Source organism: Litoreibacter albidus, assembly GCF_900107015.1.
Taxonomy (GTDB): domain Bacteria; phylum Pseudomonadota; class Alphaproteobacteria; order Rhodobacterales; family Rhodobacteraceae; genus Litoreibacter; species Litoreibacter albidus.
Map to the genome: position 1 here is coordinate 196,167 of NZ_FNOI01000001.1, position 20,170 is coordinate 216,336.

19 protein-coding genes and 1 tRNA gene are annotated in these 20,170 nt (G+C 59.4%); 11 read left to right on the top strand and 9 right to left on the bottom strand.

From position 1 onward, the window contains the following. Positions 1–32 precede the first annotated feature (32 nt). Together BLW66_RS01025 and BLW66_RS01030 are read left to right on the top strand one after the other, a co-directional pair. A complete protein-coding gene (locus BLW66_RS01025) occupies positions 33–1,403 on the top strand; it encodes a TolC family outer membrane protein (protein ID WP_089943659.1) in 1,371 nt (456 codons plus the stop codon). 71 nt (positions 1,404–1,474) lie between these two features. Next, positions 1,475–2,434, top strand: coding sequence for a hypothetical protein (locus tag BLW66_RS01030; protein ID WP_089943661.1), 960 nt, complete (start codon positions 1,475–1,477; stop codon positions 2,432–2,434). 3 nt (positions 2,435–2,437) lie between these two features. On the opposite strand, the gene BLW66_RS01035 is transcribed toward BLW66_RS01030, so the two are convergent. Further along, complete coding sequence (locus tag BLW66_RS01035; protein ID WP_089943663.1) at positions 2,438–3,904, bottom strand: cobyric acid synthase; 1,467 nt, start codon at positions 3,902–3,904, stop codon at positions 2,438–2,440. A 66-nt stretch (positions 3,905–3,970) separates the two neighbouring features. Further along, positions 3,971–4,426, bottom strand: coding sequence for an Lrp/AsnC family transcriptional regulator (locus BLW66_RS01040; RefSeq protein ID WP_089943666.1), 456 nt, complete (start codon positions 4,424–4,426; stop codon positions 3,971–3,973). A gap of 117 nt (positions 4,427–4,543) precedes the next feature. Between BLW66_RS01040 and putA the strand changes: the two genes are divergently transcribed. The 3 genes from putA to BLW66_RS01055 are packed head-to-tail and all read left to right on the top strand — an operon-like array spanning position 4,544 to position 9,544. Further along, positions 4,544–7,894 carry a bifunctional proline dehydrogenase/L-glutamate gamma-semialdehyde dehydrogenase PutA gene (gene putA / locus BLW66_RS01045; protein ID WP_089943668.1) on the top strand — a complete coding sequence of 1,117 codons (3,351 nt, stop codon included), beginning with the start codon at positions 4,544–4,546 and terminating at the stop codon, positions 7,892–7,894. Between the two features lie 31 nt (positions 7,895–7,925). Further along, positions 7,926–8,666, top strand: coding sequence for a rhomboid family intramembrane serine protease (locus BLW66_RS01050; protein ID WP_089943671.1), 741 nt, complete (start codon positions 7,926–7,928; stop codon positions 8,664–8,666). Further along, the gene (locus BLW66_RS01055; RefSeq protein WP_170833361.1) at positions 8,663–9,544 is read left to right on the top strand and encodes a glycosyltransferase family 10 domain-containing protein; all 882 of its coding nucleotides are present in this window, start codon (positions 8,663–8,665) and stop codon (positions 9,542–9,544) included. Before BLW66_RS01050 ends, BLW66_RS01055 begins: the two co-directional genes overlap by 4 nt. Here BLW66_RS01055 and BLW66_RS01060 read toward each other — a convergent pair. Further along, positions 9,535–10,194, bottom strand: a complete 660-nt coding sequence (locus tag BLW66_RS01060; protein WP_089943677.1) for an FkbM family methyltransferase — start codon at positions 10,192–10,194, stop codon at positions 9,535–9,537. The genes BLW66_RS01055 and BLW66_RS01060 overlap by 10 nt on opposite strands. An 87-nt stretch (positions 10,195–10,281) precedes the next feature. On the opposite strand from BLW66_RS01060, the gene BLW66_RS01065 reads away from it, so the two are divergent. Beyond that, positions 10,282–11,139 carry an alpha-1,2-fucosyltransferase gene (locus tag BLW66_RS01065; RefSeq protein WP_089943679.1) on the top strand — a complete coding sequence of 286 codons (858 nt, stop codon included), beginning with the start codon at positions 10,282–10,284 and terminating at the stop codon, positions 11,137–11,139. On the opposite strand, the gene efp is transcribed toward BLW66_RS01065, so the two are convergent. Next, on the bottom strand, positions 11,136–11,699 hold the full coding sequence (gene efp, locus BLW66_RS01070; protein WP_089943682.1) for an elongation factor P: 564 nt from the start codon (positions 11,697–11,699) through the stop codon (positions 11,136–11,138). The genes BLW66_RS01065 and efp overlap by 4 nt on opposite strands. Positions 11,700–11,914: 215 nt before the next feature. Between efp and BLW66_RS01075 the strand changes: the two genes are divergently transcribed. After that, positions 11,915–12,229 carry a DUF6280 family protein gene (locus tag BLW66_RS01075; protein ID WP_089943686.1) on the top strand — a complete coding sequence of 105 codons (315 nt, stop codon included), beginning with the start codon at positions 11,915–11,917 and terminating at the stop codon, positions 12,227–12,229. An 80-nt stretch (positions 12,230–12,309) separates the two neighbouring features. Here BLW66_RS01075 and BLW66_RS01080 read toward each other — a convergent pair. After that, positions 12,310–12,395, bottom strand: a tRNA-Leu gene (locus BLW66_RS01080). Positions 12,396–12,441: 46 nt separating this feature from the next. Beyond that, positions 12,442–13,002 (bottom strand): tetratricopeptide repeat protein, encoded by a 561-nt coding sequence (locus BLW66_RS01085; protein WP_089943689.1) that lies wholly within the window; start codon positions 13,000–13,002, stop codon positions 12,442–12,444. A 134-nt stretch (positions 13,003–13,136) separates the two neighbouring features. On the opposite strand from BLW66_RS01085, the gene BLW66_RS01090 reads away from it, so the two are divergent. Both BLW66_RS01090 and BLW66_RS01095 read left to right on the top strand, forming a co-directional pair. After that, the gene (locus tag BLW66_RS01090; protein ID WP_089943692.1) at positions 13,137–14,180 is read left to right on the top strand and encodes an AbrB family transcriptional regulator; all 1,044 of its coding nucleotides are present in this window, start codon (positions 13,137–13,139) and stop codon (positions 14,178–14,180) included. Further along, positions 14,177–14,518, top strand: coding sequence for a YqaA family protein (locus BLW66_RS01095; RefSeq protein ID WP_342027807.1), 342 nt, complete (start codon positions 14,177–14,179; stop codon positions 14,516–14,518). Before BLW66_RS01090 ends, BLW66_RS01095 begins: the two co-directional genes overlap by 4 nt. A gap of 91 nt (positions 14,519–14,609) precedes the next feature. Here BLW66_RS01095 and metG read toward each other — a convergent pair whose 3' ends face one another. Together metG and BLW66_RS01105 are read right to left on the bottom strand one after the other, a co-directional pair. Further along, positions 14,610–16,328 (bottom strand): methionine--tRNA ligase, encoded by a 1,719-nt coding sequence (gene metG, locus BLW66_RS01100; RefSeq protein ID WP_089943697.1) that lies wholly within the window; start codon positions 16,326–16,328, stop codon positions 14,610–14,612. Positions 16,329–16,419: 91 nt separating this feature from the next. Next, positions 16,420–17,643: an MFS transporter gene (locus tag BLW66_RS01105; protein WP_089943700.1), complete on the bottom strand. Its 1,224-nt coding sequence runs from the start codon at positions 17,641–17,643 to the stop codon at positions 16,420–16,422. A gap of 160 nt (positions 17,644–17,803) precedes the next feature. Between BLW66_RS01105 and BLW66_RS01110 the strand changes: the two genes are divergently transcribed. Then, positions 17,804–18,322: a hypothetical protein gene (locus BLW66_RS01110; RefSeq protein WP_089943702.1), complete on the top strand. Its 519-nt coding sequence runs from the start codon at positions 17,804–17,806 to the stop codon at positions 18,320–18,322. Here BLW66_RS01110 and BLW66_RS01115 read toward each other — a convergent pair. After that, complete coding sequence (locus BLW66_RS01115) at positions 18,319–18,912, bottom strand: YceI family protein (protein ID WP_089943706.1); 594 nt, start codon at positions 18,910–18,912, stop codon at positions 18,319–18,321. The genes BLW66_RS01110 and BLW66_RS01115 overlap by 4 nt on opposite strands. 155 nt (positions 18,913–19,067) lie before the next feature. On the opposite strand from BLW66_RS01115, the gene BLW66_RS01120 reads away from it, so the two are divergent. Continuing rightward, positions 19,068–20,108, top strand: coding sequence for an aldo/keto reductase (locus tag BLW66_RS01120; RefSeq protein WP_089943709.1), 1,041 nt, complete (start codon positions 19,068–19,070; stop codon positions 20,106–20,108). Positions 20,109–20,170 lie beyond the last annotated feature (62 nt).

Genomic DNA, 20,170 nt, shown 5'->3' on the forward strand with positions numbered 1-20,170 from the left:
GACAGGCTTGATGACAGGTTAGGTAGGGTCGCATGACACGACGTATTTTTAGCGGTGTAGTTCTCGGGGTGGTCCTTGGGATCGCCCCAATCCAGCTCTCCGCAGAGACGCTCGCCAGCGCGCTTACCGCTGCGTATAACAACTCCAACCTTTTAGATCAAAGCCGTGCATTGCTGCGCGCAGAGGATGAGGGGGTAGCCGTGGCGCTCTCGGCTCTGCGTCCGCAGATTGGCGGCAGTGCGTCCTTGACCCAAACTGATAACCGCACCGCAGCGGGGGCGTCTTTGGCGGCAACCGTGGCGCTGTCTGTCGATATGCTGCTTTGGGATGCTGGGCGCACCAAGCTGGCGGTTGAGGCCGCCAAGGAATCTGTCTTGGCTGTGCGCAGCCAGTTGGTGCAGCAAGAGCAAGCCGTGTTGCTGGATGCGGTCAACGCATATGTGCAAGTGTTGCGTGACCAACGTGTATTAGGGTTGCGTCAAAGCAACCTGCGCCTGATCACCCAAGAATTGCGGGCGGCGCGAGACCGTTTTGAAGTGGGCGAAGTTACACGCACCGACGTGGCGCAGGCCGAAGCCCGCCTTGCCTCGGCGCGTGGCGACTTGGCGAACGCTCAAGGCCAGTTGGAGATCACACGCGAGCTTTACAAGCTTGCAGTGGGTCGGGCGCCGTCCAATTTGAAGCGGATCAGTAGCCTACCCAAATTGCCGGCTTCCGAGAATGCGGCCAAGGCGACGGGACGCAGGTCCAATCCGCTTATTGATCAAGTCCAGCACCAGATTAAAGCCAACGAGTTGAGCTACGCCCGTGCCAAGGCAGGCACGCGGCCCTCTTTGTCCGCATCGGGGCGCGTATCGCACACGGATTCGTCGGGAACGACGGATAGCTCCAGCATCGGGCTAACCTTGTCGGTACCGATCTACCAAGGTGGCCAGTTGTCGGCGTTGACGCGTCGCGCGTTGGCTCTGGTTCATTCCTCCAAGGCGCAGTTGAACCAGCAAGTGCTAAGCGTTGAGCAGGGCGTCGGGAATAATTGGGCGCAGCTGGCCGTGGCGAGAGCGCAGGTCAGATCCTCAGAGCGGCAGATTCGTGCGGCGCAGATCGCCTTCGACGGTGTTCGCGAGGAAGCCAAGCTGGGTGCACGCACCACGCTCGACGTACTCGACGCAGAGCAAGATTTGTCGGATGCTCGCACCAATCTGGTTGTCTCGCAAACCCAAGTATATTCGGCGGCTTACAGCTTGCTGGCGTCGATGGGATTGCTGACCGCGGATAATTTGGGGCTGAACGTCGTGCGCTATGACCCAGCGGAGTACTACAACGCAGTGAAAGACGCGCCTGTGCCTATCTCCAAGTCCGGCAAGAAGCTCGACCGTATTTTGAATCGCTATCAAAAGAACTGAAGACTCTAACGATCGGTTGTCACGCGGATACACGGCAGGTATCTTGCCTGAAAACTGCAGAGGCTGAGCATATGTCTGATCCGGTAACCAACGTTGATGTGGAAGATGTCCTGTCGTCCATCCGTAGACTTGTCTCGGATACGAATTCGGACGGACGCCCTGCAACTAAGGGGCCGGAGGCTGCTGAGCCGCCCGTGTTTCAGGCGACAGAAGAGCCCGACGCCCCGTCCGTCCAAGCCCCTGAGGTGGAGAAACAGCCGGACGCGTTGATTCTCACATCTGCGCTTCGCGTGAATACCCAAGAGCCAGAAAGCGTCCCGGAATTTCGCCACACGGAAATGTCGAACTTCCGTCAGACCTTGCTTGAAGACACGCCGTCTGAAGATGAGGGTGACGCTGCGGAGCACGCGGATTGGCCGTCCATGGCGGACGACGAGTACTACGAGGATGATGAGCAGCCTGAGAGCGCCCCCGTCATTGATTTTATCCGCCACGGCCGCAATACGACCCCGACGGAAGTTGCACCAGAACCAGCGGAAGATTTTGGGGAAGCTGCATTCTCCGAAGATGCGCCAAGCGATAGCGCAAAGGATGTTGAGGAAGAGGCCGCAGAGAGCAGCGAAGACTTTGATCCTGCGCACGCGTGGGTAGACGAGCCAGAGTTTGCGACTTCAGTCGAGACTGAGGAAGCTGAAGAAGTGTCTTCGGAGATAGACGACGTTGAGGCGGACGCGAAGCTTGCAGCCATCGTGGAAGAATTGCCCCAAGAAGAGACGCTGGAAGCCGAGACCGTTTTTGCGTCCGCCGCCGCCGCTTCCGTCATGGAAGAGCCGGAAGCGCCAGACGAGGTTGATGTCGATTTGGCCGATCTGGAGGAAAGCATCATTGACGAAGACGCGCTGCGTGACCTTGTGGCGGAGATTGTGCGTCAGGAGCTGACTGGCGATTTGGGCGAGCGGATCACGCGCAACGTGCGCAAACTGGTGCGTCGCGAGATTCACCGCGCGTTGCTAACCCGCGAGTTCGAATAACGCTCAGCTGACTTCGACGGTTTCGGCGAGTTCCAGAAATTCGTCTACATTCACGTGCAGTTCCAAATGATCCGCGAGCGCGTCTAGCGCTGTGTTGACTGCACCGCTGTAGTCGCTGACAGCGGAGGTGCCGCCAAGTTTCGCGAGATAACTTTTGCGAAATGCATCGGACGTAAACAGCCCGTGTATGTAGCACCCTTCTACCTTGCCGTCGGGGGAGGTCGCGCCAGCGTCCGCACCGTCCATCTTGAGCCATGGTCGCAGCGTGTCCGCCCCGCGCGTGGTTCCGATGTGGATTTCGTACCCAGTAACCGCTGCCCCCGATGCGAGGTGCGTGCCCTCCACATCCGCGAGGCGCTTTAGCGGGGCCATCACCGTGTCAACATCCAGCAAGCCCAAGCCACTGACACTGCCCTGCGCCCCTTCAATGCCTTCAGGGTCCGAAATGGTGCGCCCGAGCATTTGATAACCGCCGCATATCCCCAACACGTGCCCGCCGCGCCGGACATGGGCGAGCAGGTCAATGTCCCACCCCTGCGCCCGCAAAAACGCCAAATCTCCGACGGTGGATTTAGAGCCAGGCAGCAACACCAAATCTGCGTCGGCGGGCAGGGGCCGGCCGGGCTCTATAACCTCCACCGACACGCCGGGCTCCATGGCAAGCGGGTCGAGATCGTCAAAGTTCGCGATCCGCGACAACTTTGGAACGACGACCTTGATAACGTCGCCACTGCGGGAGGTAGACGAGATATCCATCACGTCCTCAGCCGGAAGCTGCCACGCGTCAGCGAACCAAGGAAGCACGCCCAGCGGGGCCCAATCGGTGCGGGCGGTGATCTCGGCCATCCCCTCGTCGAACAGGGTCACGTCGCCTCTGAACTTGTTGATCATGAATGCCTTGATGCGGGCGCGATCCTTCTCTGGCAGAACACAGTGCGTTCCCACGATTTGCGCGATGACGCCGCCACGATCGATGTCGCCGATCAATACCACAGGCACGCCTGCCGCTTCGGCAAAGCCCATGTTGGCAATGTCGCCTTTGCGCAGGTTTATTTCGGCGGGGCTGCCTGCGCCTTCGATGATAATAAGATCGGCGGCTTTCGAGAGTCGGTGGAAGCTTTGCAGCGTCTTTGACAACAGGTCTGGTTTGGCCTTGGCATAGTCCCGCGCTTTCAGCGTCGCATAGCGTTTCCCTTGCACGATCACCTGTGCGCCCACATCGCTCTCAGGCTTTAGCAGGACTGGGTTCATGTCGGTATGGGCTGGCACACCGCAAGCCATCGCTTGCAGCGCCTGTGCGCGCCCGATCTCGCCCCCGTCTTCGGTAACGGCGGCGTTGTTGGACATGTTCTGCGGCTTGAATGGGCGCACCTCCATGCCACGCCGCGCGAAAACGCGGCATAGGCCCGCCACAACCATCGACTTGCCCACATTGGAACCGGCGCCTTGTATCATGATTGCTTTGGTCACGCGGGAACTCCGATCAGCTGGGTGTCTGGGGTGCCGTGGAAGGGCGGGAAAGTAAAGGGCAGGGGCCTAAATCGCGTCCTCCTTCACCGCCTCCATAACGACGTGCGTTGAGGTATGCGCGACGTGGGGCAATGCGCTGACCCGTTCGCCTAAGATGCGGCGGTAGGTTCGCATGTCGGGTGTGCGGACTTTCAGCAAGTAGTCGAACTTCCCCGCGATCATGTGGCACTGCTCTATTTCCGGCAACATCAAGACGGCCACGTTAAAGGCCTTCAGCGCCTTCTCCCGCGTATCATCCAGTTTTACTTCGACAAATGCGATGTGGGCCAACCCCAGTTTAACGGGGTTGAGCTGGGCGGTGTAGCCGCGGATATAGCCGTCTTTCTCTAACCTGCGCAGGCGGGTTTGGGTCGGGGATTTGGACAGGTTGATGCGTTCCGCCAGATCGGTAACGGTGATCCGGCCGTTCGCCGACACGGCCTTGAGGATGGCGGTGTCATATGTGTCTAGCTCATCAGTCATTTTGCCTGCTTAATCTCGAATCTACGGGACAGAATCCGCCCAAACCCTGCAGGACGGGACTCTTGTTTGCAATAGCGCAGATAAGGTCGCCAAATACCCTGCAGAGAGGAGTCTGCCATGACCACTTCAGTTTCCGCTAATCTACGTGACGAAATGCGCGCTCATATGCTGCCGAATGAGCGTGATATGTTAGACCAATTGATCGCGACAGCGAACCTCTCAGCGGCAGATCGTGCGCGCATCGCGGCATCTGGGGCAGAGCTGGTGGAGCAGATCCGCCGCTCAGCCAAGCCGGGATTGATGGAAGTGTTTCTGGCCGAGTACGGTCTGTCGACCGACGAAGGCATCGCGCTCATGTGCTTGGCAGAGGCACTGCTTCGCGTACCGGATGCGGACACGATGGACGCGCTGATCGAGGACAAGATAGCACCGTCCGACTGGGGCAAGCATTTGGGGCACTCGGCGTCATCCTTGGTGAATGCGTCGACATGGGCTTTGATGCTGACAGGCAAGGTTTTGGAAGAAGAAACCGCTGGGATCGCAGGGCAAATTCGCGGAATGGTGAAACGGCTCGGGGAGCCGGTTATCCGCACGGCTGTGACGCGCGCGATGAAGGAGATGGGCCGCCAGTTTGTGCTGGGGGAAACCATTGGCAAGGCGATGACCCGCGCCGCAGCGCAAGAAGCTATGGGCTACACCTACTCCTACGACATGCTTGGCGAGGCAGCGCGGACCGACAGCGACGCCTTGGGCTATCTTGAAGCTTACCGCAATGCGATCGAGCAGATCAGCAAGGCGGCCACTCACGGCGACGTGCGCTCCAACCCGGGCATTTCGGTAAAGCTCTCCGCACTATATCCGCGGTACGAGGCGCCACATAAAGATGGCGTGATGGCGACGTTGCTGCCACGGTTGACCATGCTTTGCCGCTTGGCTGCCAAGGGCGGTGTTGGCCTGAACATTGATGCGGAGGAAGCGGACCGCTTGGACCTGTCGCTCGACGTGATTGAAGCGGCACTGGAGGACGGGGAGCTGGTCGGTTGGGATGGCTTCGGCGTCGTGGTGCAGGCCTATGGCCCCCGCGCTGGCTTCGTCATTGACTGGCTGCATGCATTGGCCACCCGATTGGACCGCCGTATCATGGTGCGTCTGGTGAAGGGTGCGTATTGGGACACGGAGATCAAGCGCGCGCAGGTCATGGGGCTGGATGGCTTTCCGGTGTTCACCCACAAGCAAGCGACGGATGTGTCCTATATCGCCAACGCCCGTAAGCTGCTGGGCCACACGGACCGTATTTATCCGCAGTTCGCCACACACAACGCTCACACGGTGGCCGCGATCCTTGACATGGCGGACGACCAAAGCGCGTTCGAATTCCAGCGTCTTCACGGCATGGGGGAGCGTCTGCACGACATCGTTTTGAAGACAGAGAAAACCCGTTGTAGAATTTACGCCCCTGTCGGCGCGCACCGCGATCTGCTGGCCTATCTGGTGCGCCGCCTGCTCGAGAACGGTGCAAACAGCTCCTTCGTGAATCAAATCGTGGACGAGGATGTACCAGCGGCAGAGGTGGCGTCCGACCCATTTGCAGAGCTTGAGGGGCTGTCATTCCCCGCTGTGACGCATCCGGCTGACATTTTCCCGGGGCGTAAGAACTCAAAAGGCTGGGACTGGACCGACCCGCACGATATGGCCGCGATTGACCGCGCGCGGGATGTCTGCCGCGGCGAACAGGCCGACAGCGAGCCCTTGATGGCCGTTGCGAGCGCTGGTGCGGAAAACCGCAAGGTGCAGGCGCCCGCTGCACCGCACGATTGGGTTGGAACGGTGCGATTGGCAACGGCGCAGGATGCGGCGGCGGCGACGCAGGCGGCCCAGCCATGGACCGCGTCCGCAGCGGACCGCGCGGCGGTCTTGATTAAGGCCGCGGACATTTACGAGGCCAATATGGGCCGCATCTTCGCACTTTTGGCGCGGGAAGCAGGTAAAACCATGCCCGATTGCATCGGGGAGCTTCGCGAAGCGGTTGATTTTCTACGCTACTACGCAGGGGAGGCTTTGAAGCTGACGGGCGCGGCTCGTGGGCGCTTTGTATGCATCTCACCGTGGAATTTCCCGCTGGCCATCTTCACCGGGCAAATTGCGGCTTCCTTAGCGGCTGGCAATGCAGTGCTAGCGAAACCCGCGGAGCAGACACCGTTGATCGCTCACTTGGCCACATCCCTGTTGCATGAGGCGGGGGTTCCGCTGGACGCGCTGCAGCTGCTGCCGGGGGGCGGTGAAGTGGGCGCCGCACTGACGTCGCAACCGCTTGTCGACGGCGTGTGTTTTACGGGCTCCACCGGCACCGCGATGCGCATCCACGAAAGCTTGGCGCATAGCGGGAATGCAGTAGCACCGTTGATCGCGGAAACTGGCGGGTTGAATGCGATGATTGTCGACAGCACCGCCTTGCCGGAGCAGGTCACCCGCGACGTGGTTGCATCCGCATTCCAATCGGCAGGGCAACGCTGCTCGGCCCTGCGGTGTCTGTATGTGCAAGATGACGTGGCAGATGGCCTGATTGAGATGATCAAAGGCGCGATGGACGCTTTGACGGTGGGCGACCCTTGGTCGGTCAGCACTGACGTCGGCCCCATCATCGACGAAGCTGCGCGCGAGAAGATCGCGAGCTATATTGAAGCCGCCCGCGCAGAGGGCAGGGTGCTTCACGAAGGACAAGCCCCATCGGCGGAGGGCACGTTTATCACGCCGACGCTTCTTCGCGTGGATACCATCGCGCAAATGAAGGAGGAGATATTCGGACCAGTGCTGCACGTGGCAACCTTTAAGGCAGACGAGCTGGACGGGGTGATCGACCAAATCAACGCCACGGGTTACGGGCTGACCTTCGGGCTGCACACCCGTATCGACGACCGCGTGCAGGCGGTTGTTGACCGCATCGAGGCGGGCAACGTCTATGTGAACCGTAACCAGATTGGCGCGGTCGTCGGCTCGCAACCGTTCGGCGGCGAGGGCCTGTCGGGCACAGGCCCCAAGGCGGGTGGCCCACTATACCTGACCAAGTTCACGCAAAGCAACGGGGCCGCGCCCGTTGCTCCGGTGGAAGAGATGCCGGGCCCAACTGGGGAGACCAACCGCTTGTCGACGGTTGCTCGCCTCCCGTTCTTGTGCCTCGGCCCAGATCACGCGGCTCAAATCGATGCGGTCACCAAAGCAGGCGGCGTGGCTCGTCGTGGCGACATCGCGGAGGTTGCCAGTGCCGAAGGTATCTCTGGCGCCGTTTGGTGGGGGGACGCGGACACCACGCGTCAGCTGCGTCAAAGCTTGGCGGGGCGCGATGGGCCGATTTTGCAGCTTATCACCGACGTGCCACGCCCGTGCGACACTGTGGCAGAGCGGCATGTTTGCATCGATACGACGGCCTCGGGCGGTAACGCGGCACTGCTGGCGGAGGTGGGTGGTTGACCCTCCCCGCGCAATCCGTCAGCGTCGCGCCATGTTCCCGATACGTGACCACAACCCGTCCGAGCGCACGCCCTATGTGACCTATGCGTTGATCGCGATTAACGTCGTGATCTTCGCAAGTTACTGGCCATTGTTTGACAATGAACCCGCCTTGGCGGCGTTCTTTCAGACGTGGGGTATGCAACCGCAGCGCGTCAGCAGCGGGGCGGGCCTTCATAGCCTCGTAACTTCCATGTTTTTGCATGGTGGGCTTATGCATCTCGCGGGGAATATGCTATTTTTGTGGATATTCGGCGACAACCTCGAAGACCAGATGGGCCACGTCGGGTTTGCGTTGTTCTATCTGGCGGCTGGGATTGGTGCCGATCTGGGGCAGCTTTTGGCAGATCCAACCAGCACTGCACCGGTTGTCGGTGCATCAGGCGCCATTGCTGGGATCATGGGGGGCTATCTGCTCCTTTTCCCGCGCGCGCGGGTCGATATCATTCTCATCTTTATTATCTTCTTCAAGATTTTCACCGTTCCGGCATGGGTCATGCTTGGTGTGTGGTTCGCGCTTCAGCTGTTCAACGGCGTTGCCAGTCTGGGAGCCGACGGCGTCGGCGTGGCCTATTGGGCGCACGCAGGCGGCTTTGTCGTAGGGCTAGCCCTCTGCCTGCCGGTATGGCTCAAACGCGGCGGTATTTCCTATTGGCAGAGAACCCACGGCCACCCACCGCACCCCGAGACCAACTACAACTCGCGGTTGCCACTCGTGAGGCGACGCAAATGAGGGATAATGAACCGGCATACGCCGTTGTGCCATACGGGCGCTGGCCGACGTGGGGCATTGCCAAGATGCCCTTGGACGACCTCGTGTGGCCGCTCGGGCGACCAGAACGTCTGCAACAAGGGACAGTGGCGGATATGGGGCCTGATGACCATCTGATTACATTTCCACGCAAGCCCATGTTCTACCTGCCATGGGTTGGTGTGCGCGCGAAAGTATCGGTCATGATTGTCGAGCCAGACGCCGTTCATGCCCACCATCTGAACAGCGCCCGCAGGTTGCGGTGGCGGTTTCAAAATATCCTAACAAAGAACCGCGCGCTCCTCGACGCCGCGCCGAACGCTATGCATCTTGTGTTTGGGTTTACGTTTATCGAGGACGTCGACGGCGTAGTCGTTGACAAGACGCAGATGACGTCGCTTATCGCGTCGGCCAAACGAGATCACGACGGGCATAAGTTGCGCCACAAGATTGTTGATCACGTGCGCAACAAGGGCTTGGACGTTGCGGTCATGGGGCGGGGGTATAACCCGTTCAAGCGCAAACAGGACGGCCTCGCTCCGTATCGCTATTCGGTCGTCATCGAGAACACGCGGGAGAGCGACTACTTTACAGAAAAGATCGTCGATGCCGCGCTTTGCGAAACGGTTCCAATCTACTGGGGCTGCCCCAACATCGGGGACTACTTTGATCCCGCGGGCCTCATCATTTGCGAGACTGAAGCTGACATTCAGCGTGCCTTGGGGATGGTCAGTGTTCAGGACTACGATCAACGTCGAGATGCTGTTCTTGAAAACGCTACGCGGGCCAGATTCTATGCCGATTACTTGCGTCGGGCAGCGCTGACCGTCCAAGCAGGGGCATCATGCTCCTACGGCTGAGCCAGATGCCACTCTTCCCACACAAACGGATAGCTCCATGCTTCGGTGTGGGTGTTCTCAAGGTCGCCACGTATGCTTTCGCGCAAGGCTATATCGCTTTCGCGGTATTGGTGGAATTGAACCTGTAAAATTCTAAAGCGCGCCATGCTGTCTGATGCCACGAGAGCAGGGAGCAAGTCATACTCGCCGCCCTCAATGTTAACCTTAATGAGGTCGATTACACGCGATTCAAAGGTTTGCATAAACTCCGACACAGCCCGAACTTCACCAGTGACTGCACTCGCGGTGTCGTTCACTGCGGACGATGCGTCGCCCTCGTCAGACAGGTGCAACTGCCCCGGCTCGCTGCCTAGGGCAAATGCGTGAACGGTTATCTTCGGGTTGTTTTCAAAGCGCTCTACTAGCCGCTGAGCGAAGGCGGGGTGTGGTTCGAAAACATGTACTGCCGACCCGTAGCGGTCGTTAATGGCTTGCGCCCAATTGCCCTCAAAGCCGCCAACATCGAAAACCACGCTGTCCTCGCTCAGACCTTCGAAGTTGTAGCGTTTGGCTTCCATTTTGTCGCGTTTCCACTGGCGGAAGGCGTCATAGAAAATCTTGCGCCATGGGTCGCGGCGCAGTCGAAGCCAGTGCTTGAGCGAAATTCGCATTCAGGTTTGTCCGCTGTTGGGGTAGTTGAGATCTAAGCTATGACAAACGCGGCAGGGTAGAGCAAGCCTTCGGCAACAGGGGAAACTATGATCTACAGCAGAATTTACGGCGGCCTAGGTAATCAGCTTTTCCAATACGCGGCGTCGCGGGCCGTGTCTTTACGCACTGGGACCGATCTTCTGCTGGATACGCGATTGGCGCCAGAAGGGTCGCACTGGGCGTTCGCATTGGATCATTTCAATATCAACGCCCGCATCGCAGAGCCATCGGACCTGCCTCCTAACAAGTACAAATTGATCAGATACGCCCTATGGCGAACGTTCGGCCGTCATCCAAAGTTCATGCGCGAAAACGGGCTGGGATATCAGGAAGCAATCGCCAAGGCACCGGACGACACCTACTTACACGGATACTTCCAGTCTGAGCGCTATTTTGCGGATGTGTTGGATCTGTTGGAGGATGAACTGCGGATCGTTACTCCGCCTGATAAGCAGAATGCAGAGTACGCGAAGCGCATCGCCAACGCGGGGCACACGGTATCGCTACACATGCGCCGTGGCGATTATCTTGGCACCCCGAAGTCTAGTGCGACTTACGCGACCTGTGACGAAGCTTACTACCTACGTGCCTTGCAACAGCTGTCGCAAGGCGGCCACGATCTCAAGGTGTTCGTGTTTTCTGATGACCCCGATTGGGTGCGTGCGAATTTGCGTTTGCCTTACGACATGACCGCAGTCGGGCATAACGGGCCAGATAAACACTACGAGGATTTGCGGCTTATGTCGTATTGCAACGACCATATTATCGCGAACTCGACGTTCTCATGGTGGGGGGGCTGGTTGGATCGCAGGCCCGAAGCCCGTGTGGTGGGGCCTGCGAAGTGGTTTAACGATCCAAAGCTGGCGAACCCAGATATCTTGCCGGATCGCTGGATCACCGTTTAAGCGCGTTCGGAGTATTCCATCGTCTCGGTATCGACGATGATATCTTCGTCAACGCCGACAAACGGTGGAATCATGATGCGCACGCCGTTGTCCAGAACGGCCGGCTTGAAGCTTTTGGAGGCGGTTTGCCCTTTGATGGCGGGTTCTGTCTCGACGACTTTGCAGGTCACCTTCTGAGGCAGGGAGGCGTTGAGGGCCTCGGCCTCGTGGAACTCCACCACTGCGATCATGCCGTCTTGCAAAAACGGGCGGCGGTCGCCTAGCAAATCGGCAGGCAATTCGATTTGCTCGTATGTTTCCGTGTCCATGAATGTCAGCATGCCGTCGGTTTCATAGAGGAACTGCTGGTCTTTTTGTTCCAGCCTGATCTTCTCTACCTTGTCGGCGCTGCGAAAACGCTCGTTCAGTTTCGAGCCATTCCGCAGGTTTTTCATCTCCACTTGGGCAAAAGCGCCGCCCTTGCCGGGCTTCACGTGGTCCACCTTCACAGCGACCCATAGGCCACCGTTGTGCTCCAATACATTGCCACCGCGGATTTCGTTTCCGTTAATCTTCGGCATTGTGTCACTTCCTTGACAAAGGGTTGATAGAATTTGGATCAAACCTATATCTGGGGAGGTATAGGCTGGCAAGAAGACTAAATAAGGTTTGGGGTGACGGAGAGCCATGCGCTCAGCGCATAGGTGATATATAAGAAATGCAATGACGAATCGGAATGTTTCTGTCACAACCGTCTTCACGCCCAAAGATACAAGAGCAAAAAAAAGGAAACGAAATGGCTGCTGATTTCGTTGATGGCAATGCTTTCAACTTTGAACAAGGACAACGCGCACGCAAACTGTTTGCTGCGGTCGTTCTTGCCGCGCTCGATGATGCGATTGCGGATGATAAAAAATATGGGAACGGTCCTGAGCAGATCGCTCGCTGGGCGCGTTCACGCGATGGTCGCGAGGTGCTTAGCTGTGCTGGCATCGACCCGAACGAACGCGTTGTGACCGGACTGATGGCTTTCGTCGGGAATGGTGTGCGCACCTCCGTCGCGCTGTCGCGCGAGGAAAGCGAACGTCGGAGCCAAGCTGAAGCTGCTTAAAGCTGGCCACGACCCGAATTTTGAAACGCGTCCCACTCGGGGCGCGTTTTTTTATGGATATCTTGATGTCTGGGAAAGAGTGGTACCCGCGGCCGGACTTGAACCGGCACGACCGTTAGGTCCAGGGATTTTAAGTCCCATGTGTCTACCATTCCACCACGCGGGCACGAGGGGTGCGTGGATCATAGCGAGGTGGCGCAGGGGCTTAAAGATCAAAGGTCAGTCTGTGTGTCGTTTTCTTCACGGTCCGGCAGCGCGGTGATGCGGTTGCGTTCGGGCAGCCACGGGTTGAGCAGCAACGCTTTGCGCAGCGCGATCTGCCCTGCGCGATGCTGACCCAGCTCTATCAATGCCAAAGCCCTGCCCACAATTGCGCCGATGTGGTCCGGCGTCAGGGCTAGGGCGCGGTTTAGGTCGAGCAGGGCGGCTTCATAGTCCTCGCGGATGAAGTTGACGAAGGCCCGCTGGTTGTAGCCCTCTGCATAATCGGGGCAGTAGGCGATCAGCTTGTCGAAGTCTGCGAGCGCCCCGACAAAGTCATAAGAGGCCCGCCGCGTCATGCCGCGATCCAATATCTGTTGGGCGGTGCCATCCGGAGCTTTGGCCCAAATGCCCCATAACTCGTTTGTGTGCTGGCGCGCGGTCATCTCGTCTGGGGCCGCTGCGACGGCGGCCATCAGTTCTATGTGCCGCGGAGACCGTTCGGGCGGCGGTGGGCAGGCCGCAGTAGCCGCGACAGGTAAGGCAAGGGCAAGTAGAAAAACAATGCGCATGTCCAATTGAGGCCTGTCGGCCTCCTGGGGTCAACCCTTAAGGGCGGGCGCGTTGGTCCGGAACCTATCACTTTCATGTTGCAGAGGTACGTGTGCCTCTCCACATCCGCTCAGAGGGATGCTAGCGGTGGCGCATGTTTGCACTCCCCACATTACCGGCCTTTGGCATCTCAGTTCTGGCACTTCTGGTTGGCGCCATCGGCGCCGCGCTTGGCTATTTAGTGAACCTACCGCTGTACATGCTCACAGGGCCAGCGGTGATTGTCTCGCTCGCGTCACTTTTCGGGCTGAAGCTGGAGATCGCGCCGTTGCTCCGCGATATAGCGTTTTTGTTTATCGGCATCGGTATCGGCGCGGGGGTCAACGCCGAAGCCGCAGCCGCCATGTTGCGGTGGCCACTCGCCTTCGTGGCGCTGGCAGTCATGCTAGTACTGGCCATGATCCTTTGCCGCGCCGTGCTGGTGCGGGCCTTTGGCTTCGACGCGCGGAGCGCGGTTCTAGCATCCGCGCCGGGCCATCTGAGTTTCGTAATCGCATTGGGCGAAGCATACCGCGTTGATTTGGCGCGGGTCACCGTCGGGCAATCTATCCGCGTGTTGCTTTTGACGCTAACGGTCCCCGCTATAGCGGCCTTGATGGGCGTTGATTTGTCCGAAGGCCTCCGCCCGCAGGGGGACGTTTTGGGCGTGGGCTACATTGCGGTTTTGGTGGTGTTGTCGCTGATCGCGGGCGTCATCTTGAACAGGCTAAAGGTTCCTGCGCCGCTGTTGATCGGGGCCATGCTGGTGTCGTCGATTGGGCACCTGACAGATTTGTCCCCCGGGGTGTTGGAGCCGAAGATCACCATGGCCTGCTTGGTTTTGATGGGCACGCTTATCGGGTCGCGATTTGGCGGGATCAGCCCTGCGCTGTTGTTTCGCTATGCGGGGGGCGGGGTGGTTATCACGATCCTTACAGCCGCGCTGTCGCTCGCGTTTTCCGTGCCAGTGGCGATGTTCTTGGACATGCCGCTGACACATGTCTTGGTGGCCTTCGCTCCAGGCGGCCTTGAGACGATGATCGTGATGGGGGCCGTTCTGGGCGCGAACCCAGGATTTGTTGCCGCGTGCCATGTCGGTCGCTTATTGGTGCTCAGTGTGCTTGTTCCGGTTATGGCTGCGCGGGCACGCGATAGGTGATTGCCTACTTTGGTCTGTTCGCATCTGCGCTGATCGCAGCGACGATCCTACCGCTTCAGTCAGAGGCGGTTTTGGTGGGCTTGCTGACGCTAGACCGTTACTCGGTCTTAGCATTGCTGGCCGTGGCGACCACGGGCAACGTCCTCGGTGCCGTCATCAACTGGGGGCTGGGCCGCTATCTTCTCCGCTTCCAGCATAAGCCTTGGTTCCCCGTTTCGAGTTCACAGCTCGCGCGCGCCGAAGGGTGGTACCGTCGCTACGGACGCTGGTCGCTGCTTGGCAAGTTGGTTGCCGATCTTGGGGGACCCGCTGACAGTGGTCGCAGGTGTCCTGCGTGAGCCGATCGGCCCGTTCCTGGTTCTCGTCACGGCCGCAAAATTCGGCCGCTACCTTGTGTTGACGGCTGCGACGCTCGCGTGGCTTTGAGGCCTAGTCGCGAACGCCCGAGAACTTTTCTGCCCATTCGTCGCGCTGGTCATCGGTGATCTTGGCGAACAAAACCTCTGGCACCGTAAACGCGTGGCCTACGGGCAATACAGCAAGGGCGGCCTCGACGTCGTCGGGCCAGCTCATGTCCATCGTGTTCATGCCGGACAACATCTGTGCAGACGCCGTGGGGATAAACGGCGCGGACAAGACCGCGTAAACGCGGATCAGGTTCAGCGCCAAACGGATTTGGGCGGCAGCTTGCGCGGGGTCTTCTTTGAAGGTTGACCATGGGGCGACGTCTTGCAGGTATTCGTTACCCGCGACCCAGATCGCGCGCAACTCTGCCGCAGATTTGCGCACGTCCATCGCGTCCATGTGCCCCTCGTAGGCGCGAATTTTGCTTGTGAGGTCTGCAATCAACGCCTCTTCACGCGCGCCGTAGGTGCCGCCATCCGGCACAGCGGCGGAGAACTTGGAATTACAGAACTTCGTCACGCGGGACACGAAGTTGCCCAGCACGTCGGCCAGATCCTTGTTCACCGCGGTCTGGAAGTTGTCCCAGGTGAATTCAGAGTCGGAGCTTTCCGGCGCATGGCTTAGAAGCCACCAGCGCCAGTAGTCCGCAGGCAGAATGTCGAGGGCTTGGTCCATGAACACGCCGCGCCCTTGCGATGTGGAGAACTGCCCGCCGTCGTAGTTGAGGTAGTTGAAGGATTTGATGTAGTCGACCAGCTTCCACGGCTCGCCGGAGCCCATGATGGTGGCGGGGAAGCTCAACGTGTGAAACGGCACGTTGTCCTTGCCCATGAACTGGACGTACTTCACGTCATCCGCGCCCTTGTCGGTGCGCCACCAGCTTTCCCACGCGCTGTCGTCCAGTCCGCGTGCGTCGGCCCATTCCTTCGTTGCCGCGATGTACTCGATTGGTGCGTCGAACCAGACGTAGAAAACTTTGCCTTCCATCCCCGGCCACTCGTTGTCGCCATCCTTAACCGGAACGCCCCAGTCCAAATCGCGGGTAATCCCACGGTCCCGCAGCCCGTCGCCGTCGTGTAGCCACTTCTTGGCAATGGACGTGGTCAGCACGGGCCAGTCGGTTTTGGAGTTGATCCATGTGTCCAGCGCGTCCTTCAATTTGGACTGGCGCAAGTAGAGGTGTTTGGTCTCGCGGACCTCCAGATCGGTGGAGCCTGACACGGCGGAGCGCGGGTCGATCAGATCGGTCGGGTCCAGCTGCTTCGTGCAGTTTTCGCATTGGTCGCCGCGTGCCTTGTCATAGCCGCAGTTGGGGCAGGTGCCCTCAATGTAGCGGTCCGGTAGGAAGCGACCGTCGGCGTTGGAATAGACCTGCTTCTCGGACACTTCTTCTATATAGCCTTCTGCGTTCAGGCGACCTGCGAAATGTTGCGTCAGCGTGCGGTTTTGCGCGCTGGAGGATCGCCCGAAATGGTCAAAGGACAACCCGAAGCGTTTCGCAATGTCGGCTTGGACGTCGTGCATTTCGGCGCAGAATTCATCGACCGGCTTGCCCGACTTGGCGGCCGCAAGTTCGGCCGGTGTGCCGTGCTCGTCCGTGGCGCAGATAAACATGACCTCCGCCCCGCGCGCGCGTTGGAAGCGGGCGTATAGGTCGGCGGGTAATTGGGAACCCACGAGGTTCCCGAGATGCTTGATCCCGTTGATATATGGAATAGCGGAGGTAATGAGGATGCGGGTCATGTTGTCGTCCTTGGCCGGTGTTGTGCTGGTTTAGCCGAAGCCAGCCTGTCCTGCCAGTGCTGGAATTCGCCAAACCCCCACAAGTTGCGCGCTATTTTCGGTCGCGGTGGCGCCTTAGGAGCCTGCCGATGGTGAAGGACGTGCGCGGCGCGTAAACGTAGGGCGTGCGTTTTTTTGGCGTGGCGCGGGCGCGCATCCGGTTTAGGCCGAAGATGACCAGTACCGCGTGTGCCAAACCCATCAGGACAAACAGGGCCATCGGCCCGAAAGCTTCCATCAGTTTGGACGCGCCAAGGGGCGATGCGATCGCACCAACGGCGTAAAAGAACATCAACGCGGCTGACAGCTCCACCCGCTCATCCGAGGTCGCGAAGTCATGCGCGTGGGCCGACGCGACGGAGAATATCGGGAAGGTTGTAAATCCGAAGACGGCGGCGCCCAGCATTACCAGCGTCGTGCCGCCAGTGGCGGATAGCACGGTGAAGCCGCTCGAGATAATCGCAGCCACAGACAGCCAGATCAGCACCCATCGCCTGTCGTATTTGTCGGCGAGCCAGCCGGAAGGCACCTGTGCCAGCGCACCGCCCGCAACGAAGGCCGCGAGAAAGATACCGATCTGGTCAGGGCGCAGGCCGACCTCCTGGCCGTATATAGGCCCCACCATGCGGAAGGCCGCGCTGTTCAGGCCTGCGACCATGACGCCTGCGACCGCCAAGGGCGACCGCGTGATGGCAAGCATAGGGCGTAAGCGCGGGGCGGATGGTGTTTCCGGTGCACGTGCCGTGGTCAAAGTGAGCGGCAGGATCGACGCGCAGCACAGCAACGCCAGCAGGTTGTAGGACACGTAGGACGCGGGCTCCAGCACCCCGATCATGAGTTGGGCCAGCAAAGACGCCCCCATATCAACCGACCGGTAGGTGCCCATGGCACGGCCACGGGTCTCGTTGGTGACTTTGGAGTGAAGCCACGCCTCAATCACTGTGTAACATCCCGCCACACATAATCCGGAGGCGATCCGCATCAGCGCCCATGCATAGGGATCGACGATCAGCATATGTGCGAGTAACCCGATTGCGCCCGTTGCTGCGAAGGCTGCGAACGCACGCGAGTGGCCGACCGAGCCCATAGCGCGCGGTGCCCACCAACAGCCGATGAAGAAACCGAAGAAATGGGCGGAGCCCAGCAGGCCGACTTCCCCCTTGGTAAAATCCAACGTCAGGCCGGACAGCGCATCCAGCGGGCCGACGCCGCCTGACGACAGCTGCAACAGGACGACCGACAAGAAGAGGGCCGCGAAGGAAATCATGAGCCGCATGGGTCAGCCTTTTGTGTTGGCTCACGCTCGCCTTCTTGGGGCTGATCCGCAAGAGGCTTTGCGTCATATCCCTGTCGCTTAGGGGCAATAAGTCTGGATTACTGAGAAGGTTTGCGGAATACTGCGACTATTATTTAATGAATTTTCAATGAGGTCGATCATGATCACAGCAAGGCAATACGGCGCGATGATGCGCCAACAGGGCGTTTTGTGGCCCGCTCCGGCGATAGACAGCGCGGATATGAAGTTACCCGAGGTCTCCATCTATAAAATCGGCGGGCGCGGTATTTCGAATGCGTTCGTGCTGGTGCGCAAGAAGTGGGCGACGGTCTATGTGAACCCTGCCTATACCAGTTACCGCGCGGCATTTGACGCGGTTATGCCGCGCACGTCGGACGGACAGGACGTTGACCACCTTTTGCCCCGCTCGAAAGGACCGGGGGCGGATTTTCTGGCGTTGGGCCGGATCGGGGCCACGTCGAACCGCGGCTGGAATGACGACGAAAGCCATCAGGCGATGGCGCAAAAAGTACGCAATATGCCAACGGCATCGCCGCATTCTTTCACCTCGTTCCTGACGGATATGGAGCGCGGCTGGGCCGTCGTCACCTGCTATATCCGTCCGTTGCGCGAGTTGAACCAGAGTGTGTTGACACTGGTGGACCCGAAAGACATCTAGGCGCGAATGACGCGGGCGATGATGTCGAGATCAATCGCGTCCTCGACAAGATCGGCGTAGCCGCTGGCGCCAAAGGCCGCGCGGCTTACGCTACCGTTCACTCTAAAGCTTAGCTGCCGAAGATCGCCCGCTTCAGTGCCCGCTTGCCGGAACAATGCCGCCCGTAGTGTGATCGGGGCTTTCGTACTCTTGATGGTCAGCATCCCGTCGATCTCTGCGCCGTCCGACAGGTTGCCATTGCCGTTCAGCCTAACGGCGGTGGATGTGAAACGGATTGTCGGGTGGCGTTTCGCATCCAACACGCTGGCGGCTTTTAGGGCCTCCGTTGCAAATATCAGGCCGGTTTTGGCGCGACGCACATCGACTTCAACGTCAAGGGAGGACCGTTGCAACGCGTTGACGTCAATGGAGACGGTCGCGCGCTTGATCGGCATGGTGCCTTTGGCGGGCTGGCCGGACAGGCGGTACACAAACCCGACCGTCGACCGCTCCGCCTGCAAGTTGTAGGGGACAGATGCGGCCGTTGCACCCCGCGCGTATGGCAATACGACAAGTCCGGCAGCGAAGGCGCGGCGGGTCAGATGGGGCATTGGGTGTTCTCCGTTCATAGCCAAGCTTATACTGATCCGCCGCGCGCAAGGGTCAAACTTCGATCACAGATGCGTGGGCAGTTTGCGGTTGCCACGGCTTGGGAGGCGGGTAGGGTCCGCCGCAACAGCCGCACAATTTGACAGAGAGTTTTGATATGAAAAACGTACGCCTCGGCCGCACTGACCTGATGGTATCCCAGCTTTGTTTGGGCTCGATGACATGGGGCACGCAGACCTCCGAAGAGGACGCGCACAAACAAATAGAGGCCAGCTTGGACGCGGGCATCAACTTCATCGACACCGCTGAAGCCTACCCCGTGAATCCGATGAGCAAGGAAAGCGCGGGCTCTACCGAGCAGATCATTGGCAACTGGCTGGCCAAGACAGGGCGCCGTGACGACGTGGTGTTGGCGAGCAAGGTCGCAGGCGCGGGCAACTACATCCGTGACGGGGACGAAATCTCATCCAAGACTATTCGCGAGGCGGTCGAGGGCTCGCTCCGCCGTCTCCAGACCGATGTGATTGACCTGTACCAACTCCATTGGCCCAATCGCGGCAGCTACATGTTCCGTCAGAATTGGGATTACGATCCCTCCAAGCAGGACCGCGCCGCGACCGTCGCCCACATGGAAGATGTGTTGGGGGCGCTGAAATCTTTGGTCGCGGAGGGTAAAATCCGCCATGTCGGCCTTAGCAACGAGAGCGCGTGGGGCACGATGATGTGGCTGCAAATCGCGCAGCGCATGGACGCGCCACGTATGGAAACCATCCAGAACGAGTATTCCTTGATGTGCCGCCTGTTCGATACGGATCTGGCGGAGCTGTCGCACAACGAAGACATGTCGCTGCTGGCGTTCTCGCCTCTGGCGGTCGGGTATCTGACCGGCAAATATCAGGGCGGTAAGGTGCCCGAAGACTCGCGCATGTCGATCAATGACCAGATGGGCGGGCGTGCATCGGACCGCGTGCTGCCCGTTGCGCAGGTCTATCTGGATATCGCCGAAAAGCATGGCTTGGACCCCGTGCACATGTCGCTGGCGTGGTGCTGCCAGCGCCCGTTTTCAGTGATCCCGATCTTTGGCGCGACCAATATGGACCAGCTGAACCATATTATCGCGGGCAAGGACTTGGTGCTGGGGCAGGACGTTCTGGATGACATAACGGCCGCCCACAAAGCAAATCCGATGCCCTATTAAACGGGTCTGTGACCGTACCTGACCGACCGGAAAAATTCGGGGTTGCGCGGGGGGGATAAAAC

Bases quoted from the DNA above. Each gene is read 5' to 3' on its own strand.
- BLW66_RS01105 (WP_089943700.1), bottom strand. From the start codon at position 17,643: ATGCGGCTCATGATTTCCTTCGCGGCCCTCTTCTTGTCGGTCGTCCTG.
- BLW66_RS01025 (WP_089943659.1), top strand. From the start codon at position 33: ATGACACGACGTATTTTTAGCGGTGTAGTTCTCGGGGTGGTCCTTGGG.
- BLW66_RS01050 (WP_089943671.1), top strand. From the start codon at position 7,926: ATGTTCCCGATACGTGACCACAACCCGTCCGAGCGCACGCCCTATGTG.
- metG (WP_089943697.1), bottom strand. From the start codon at position 16,328: ATGACCCGCATCCTCATTACCTCCGCTATTCCATATATCAACGGGATC.
- BLW66_RS01065 (WP_089943679.1), top strand. From the start codon at position 10,282: ATGATCTACAGCAGAATTTACGGCGGCCTAGGTAATCAGCTTTTCCAA.
- putA (WP_089943668.1), top strand. From the start codon at position 4,544: ATGACCACTTCAGTTTCCGCTAATCTACGTGACGAAATGCGCGCTCAT.
- BLW66_RS01060 (WP_089943677.1), bottom strand. From the start codon at position 10,194: ATGCGAATTTCGCTCAAGCACTGGCTTCGACTGCGCCGCGACCCATGG.
- BLW66_RS01085 (WP_089943689.1), bottom strand. From the start codon at position 13,002: ATGCGCATTGTTTTTCTACTTGCCCTTGCCTTACCTGTCGCGGCTACT.
- BLW66_RS01110 (WP_089943702.1), top strand. From the start codon at position 17,804: ATGATCACAGCAAGGCAATACGGCGCGATGATGCGCCAACAGGGCGTT.
- BLW66_RS01030 (WP_089943661.1), top strand. From the start codon at position 1,475: ATGTCTGATCCGGTAACCAACGTTGATGTGGAAGATGTCCTGTCGTCC.
- efp (WP_089943682.1), bottom strand. From the start codon at position 11,699: ATGCCGAAGATTAACGGAAACGAAATCCGCGGTGGCAATGTATTGGAG.
- BLW66_RS01040 (WP_089943666.1), bottom strand. From the start codon at position 4,426: ATGACTGATGAGCTAGACACATATGACACCGCCATCCTCAAGGCCGTG.
- BLW66_RS01075 (WP_089943686.1), top strand. From the start codon at position 11,915: ATGGCTGCTGATTTCGTTGATGGCAATGCTTTCAACTTTGAACAAGGA.
- BLW66_RS01115 (WP_089943706.1), bottom strand. From the start codon at position 18,912: ATGCCCCATCTGACCCGCCGCGCCTTCGCTGCCGGACTTGTCGTATTG.
- BLW66_RS01120 (WP_089943709.1), top strand. From the start codon at position 19,068: ATGAAAAACGTACGCCTCGGCCGCACTGACCTGATGGTATCCCAGCTT.
- BLW66_RS01090 (WP_089943692.1), top strand. From the start codon at position 13,137: ATGTTTGCACTCCCCACATTACCGGCCTTTGGCATCTCAGTTCTGGCA.
- BLW66_RS01055 (WP_170833361.1), top strand. From the start codon at position 8,663: ATGAGGGATAATGAACCGGCATACGCCGTTGTGCCATACGGGCGCTGG.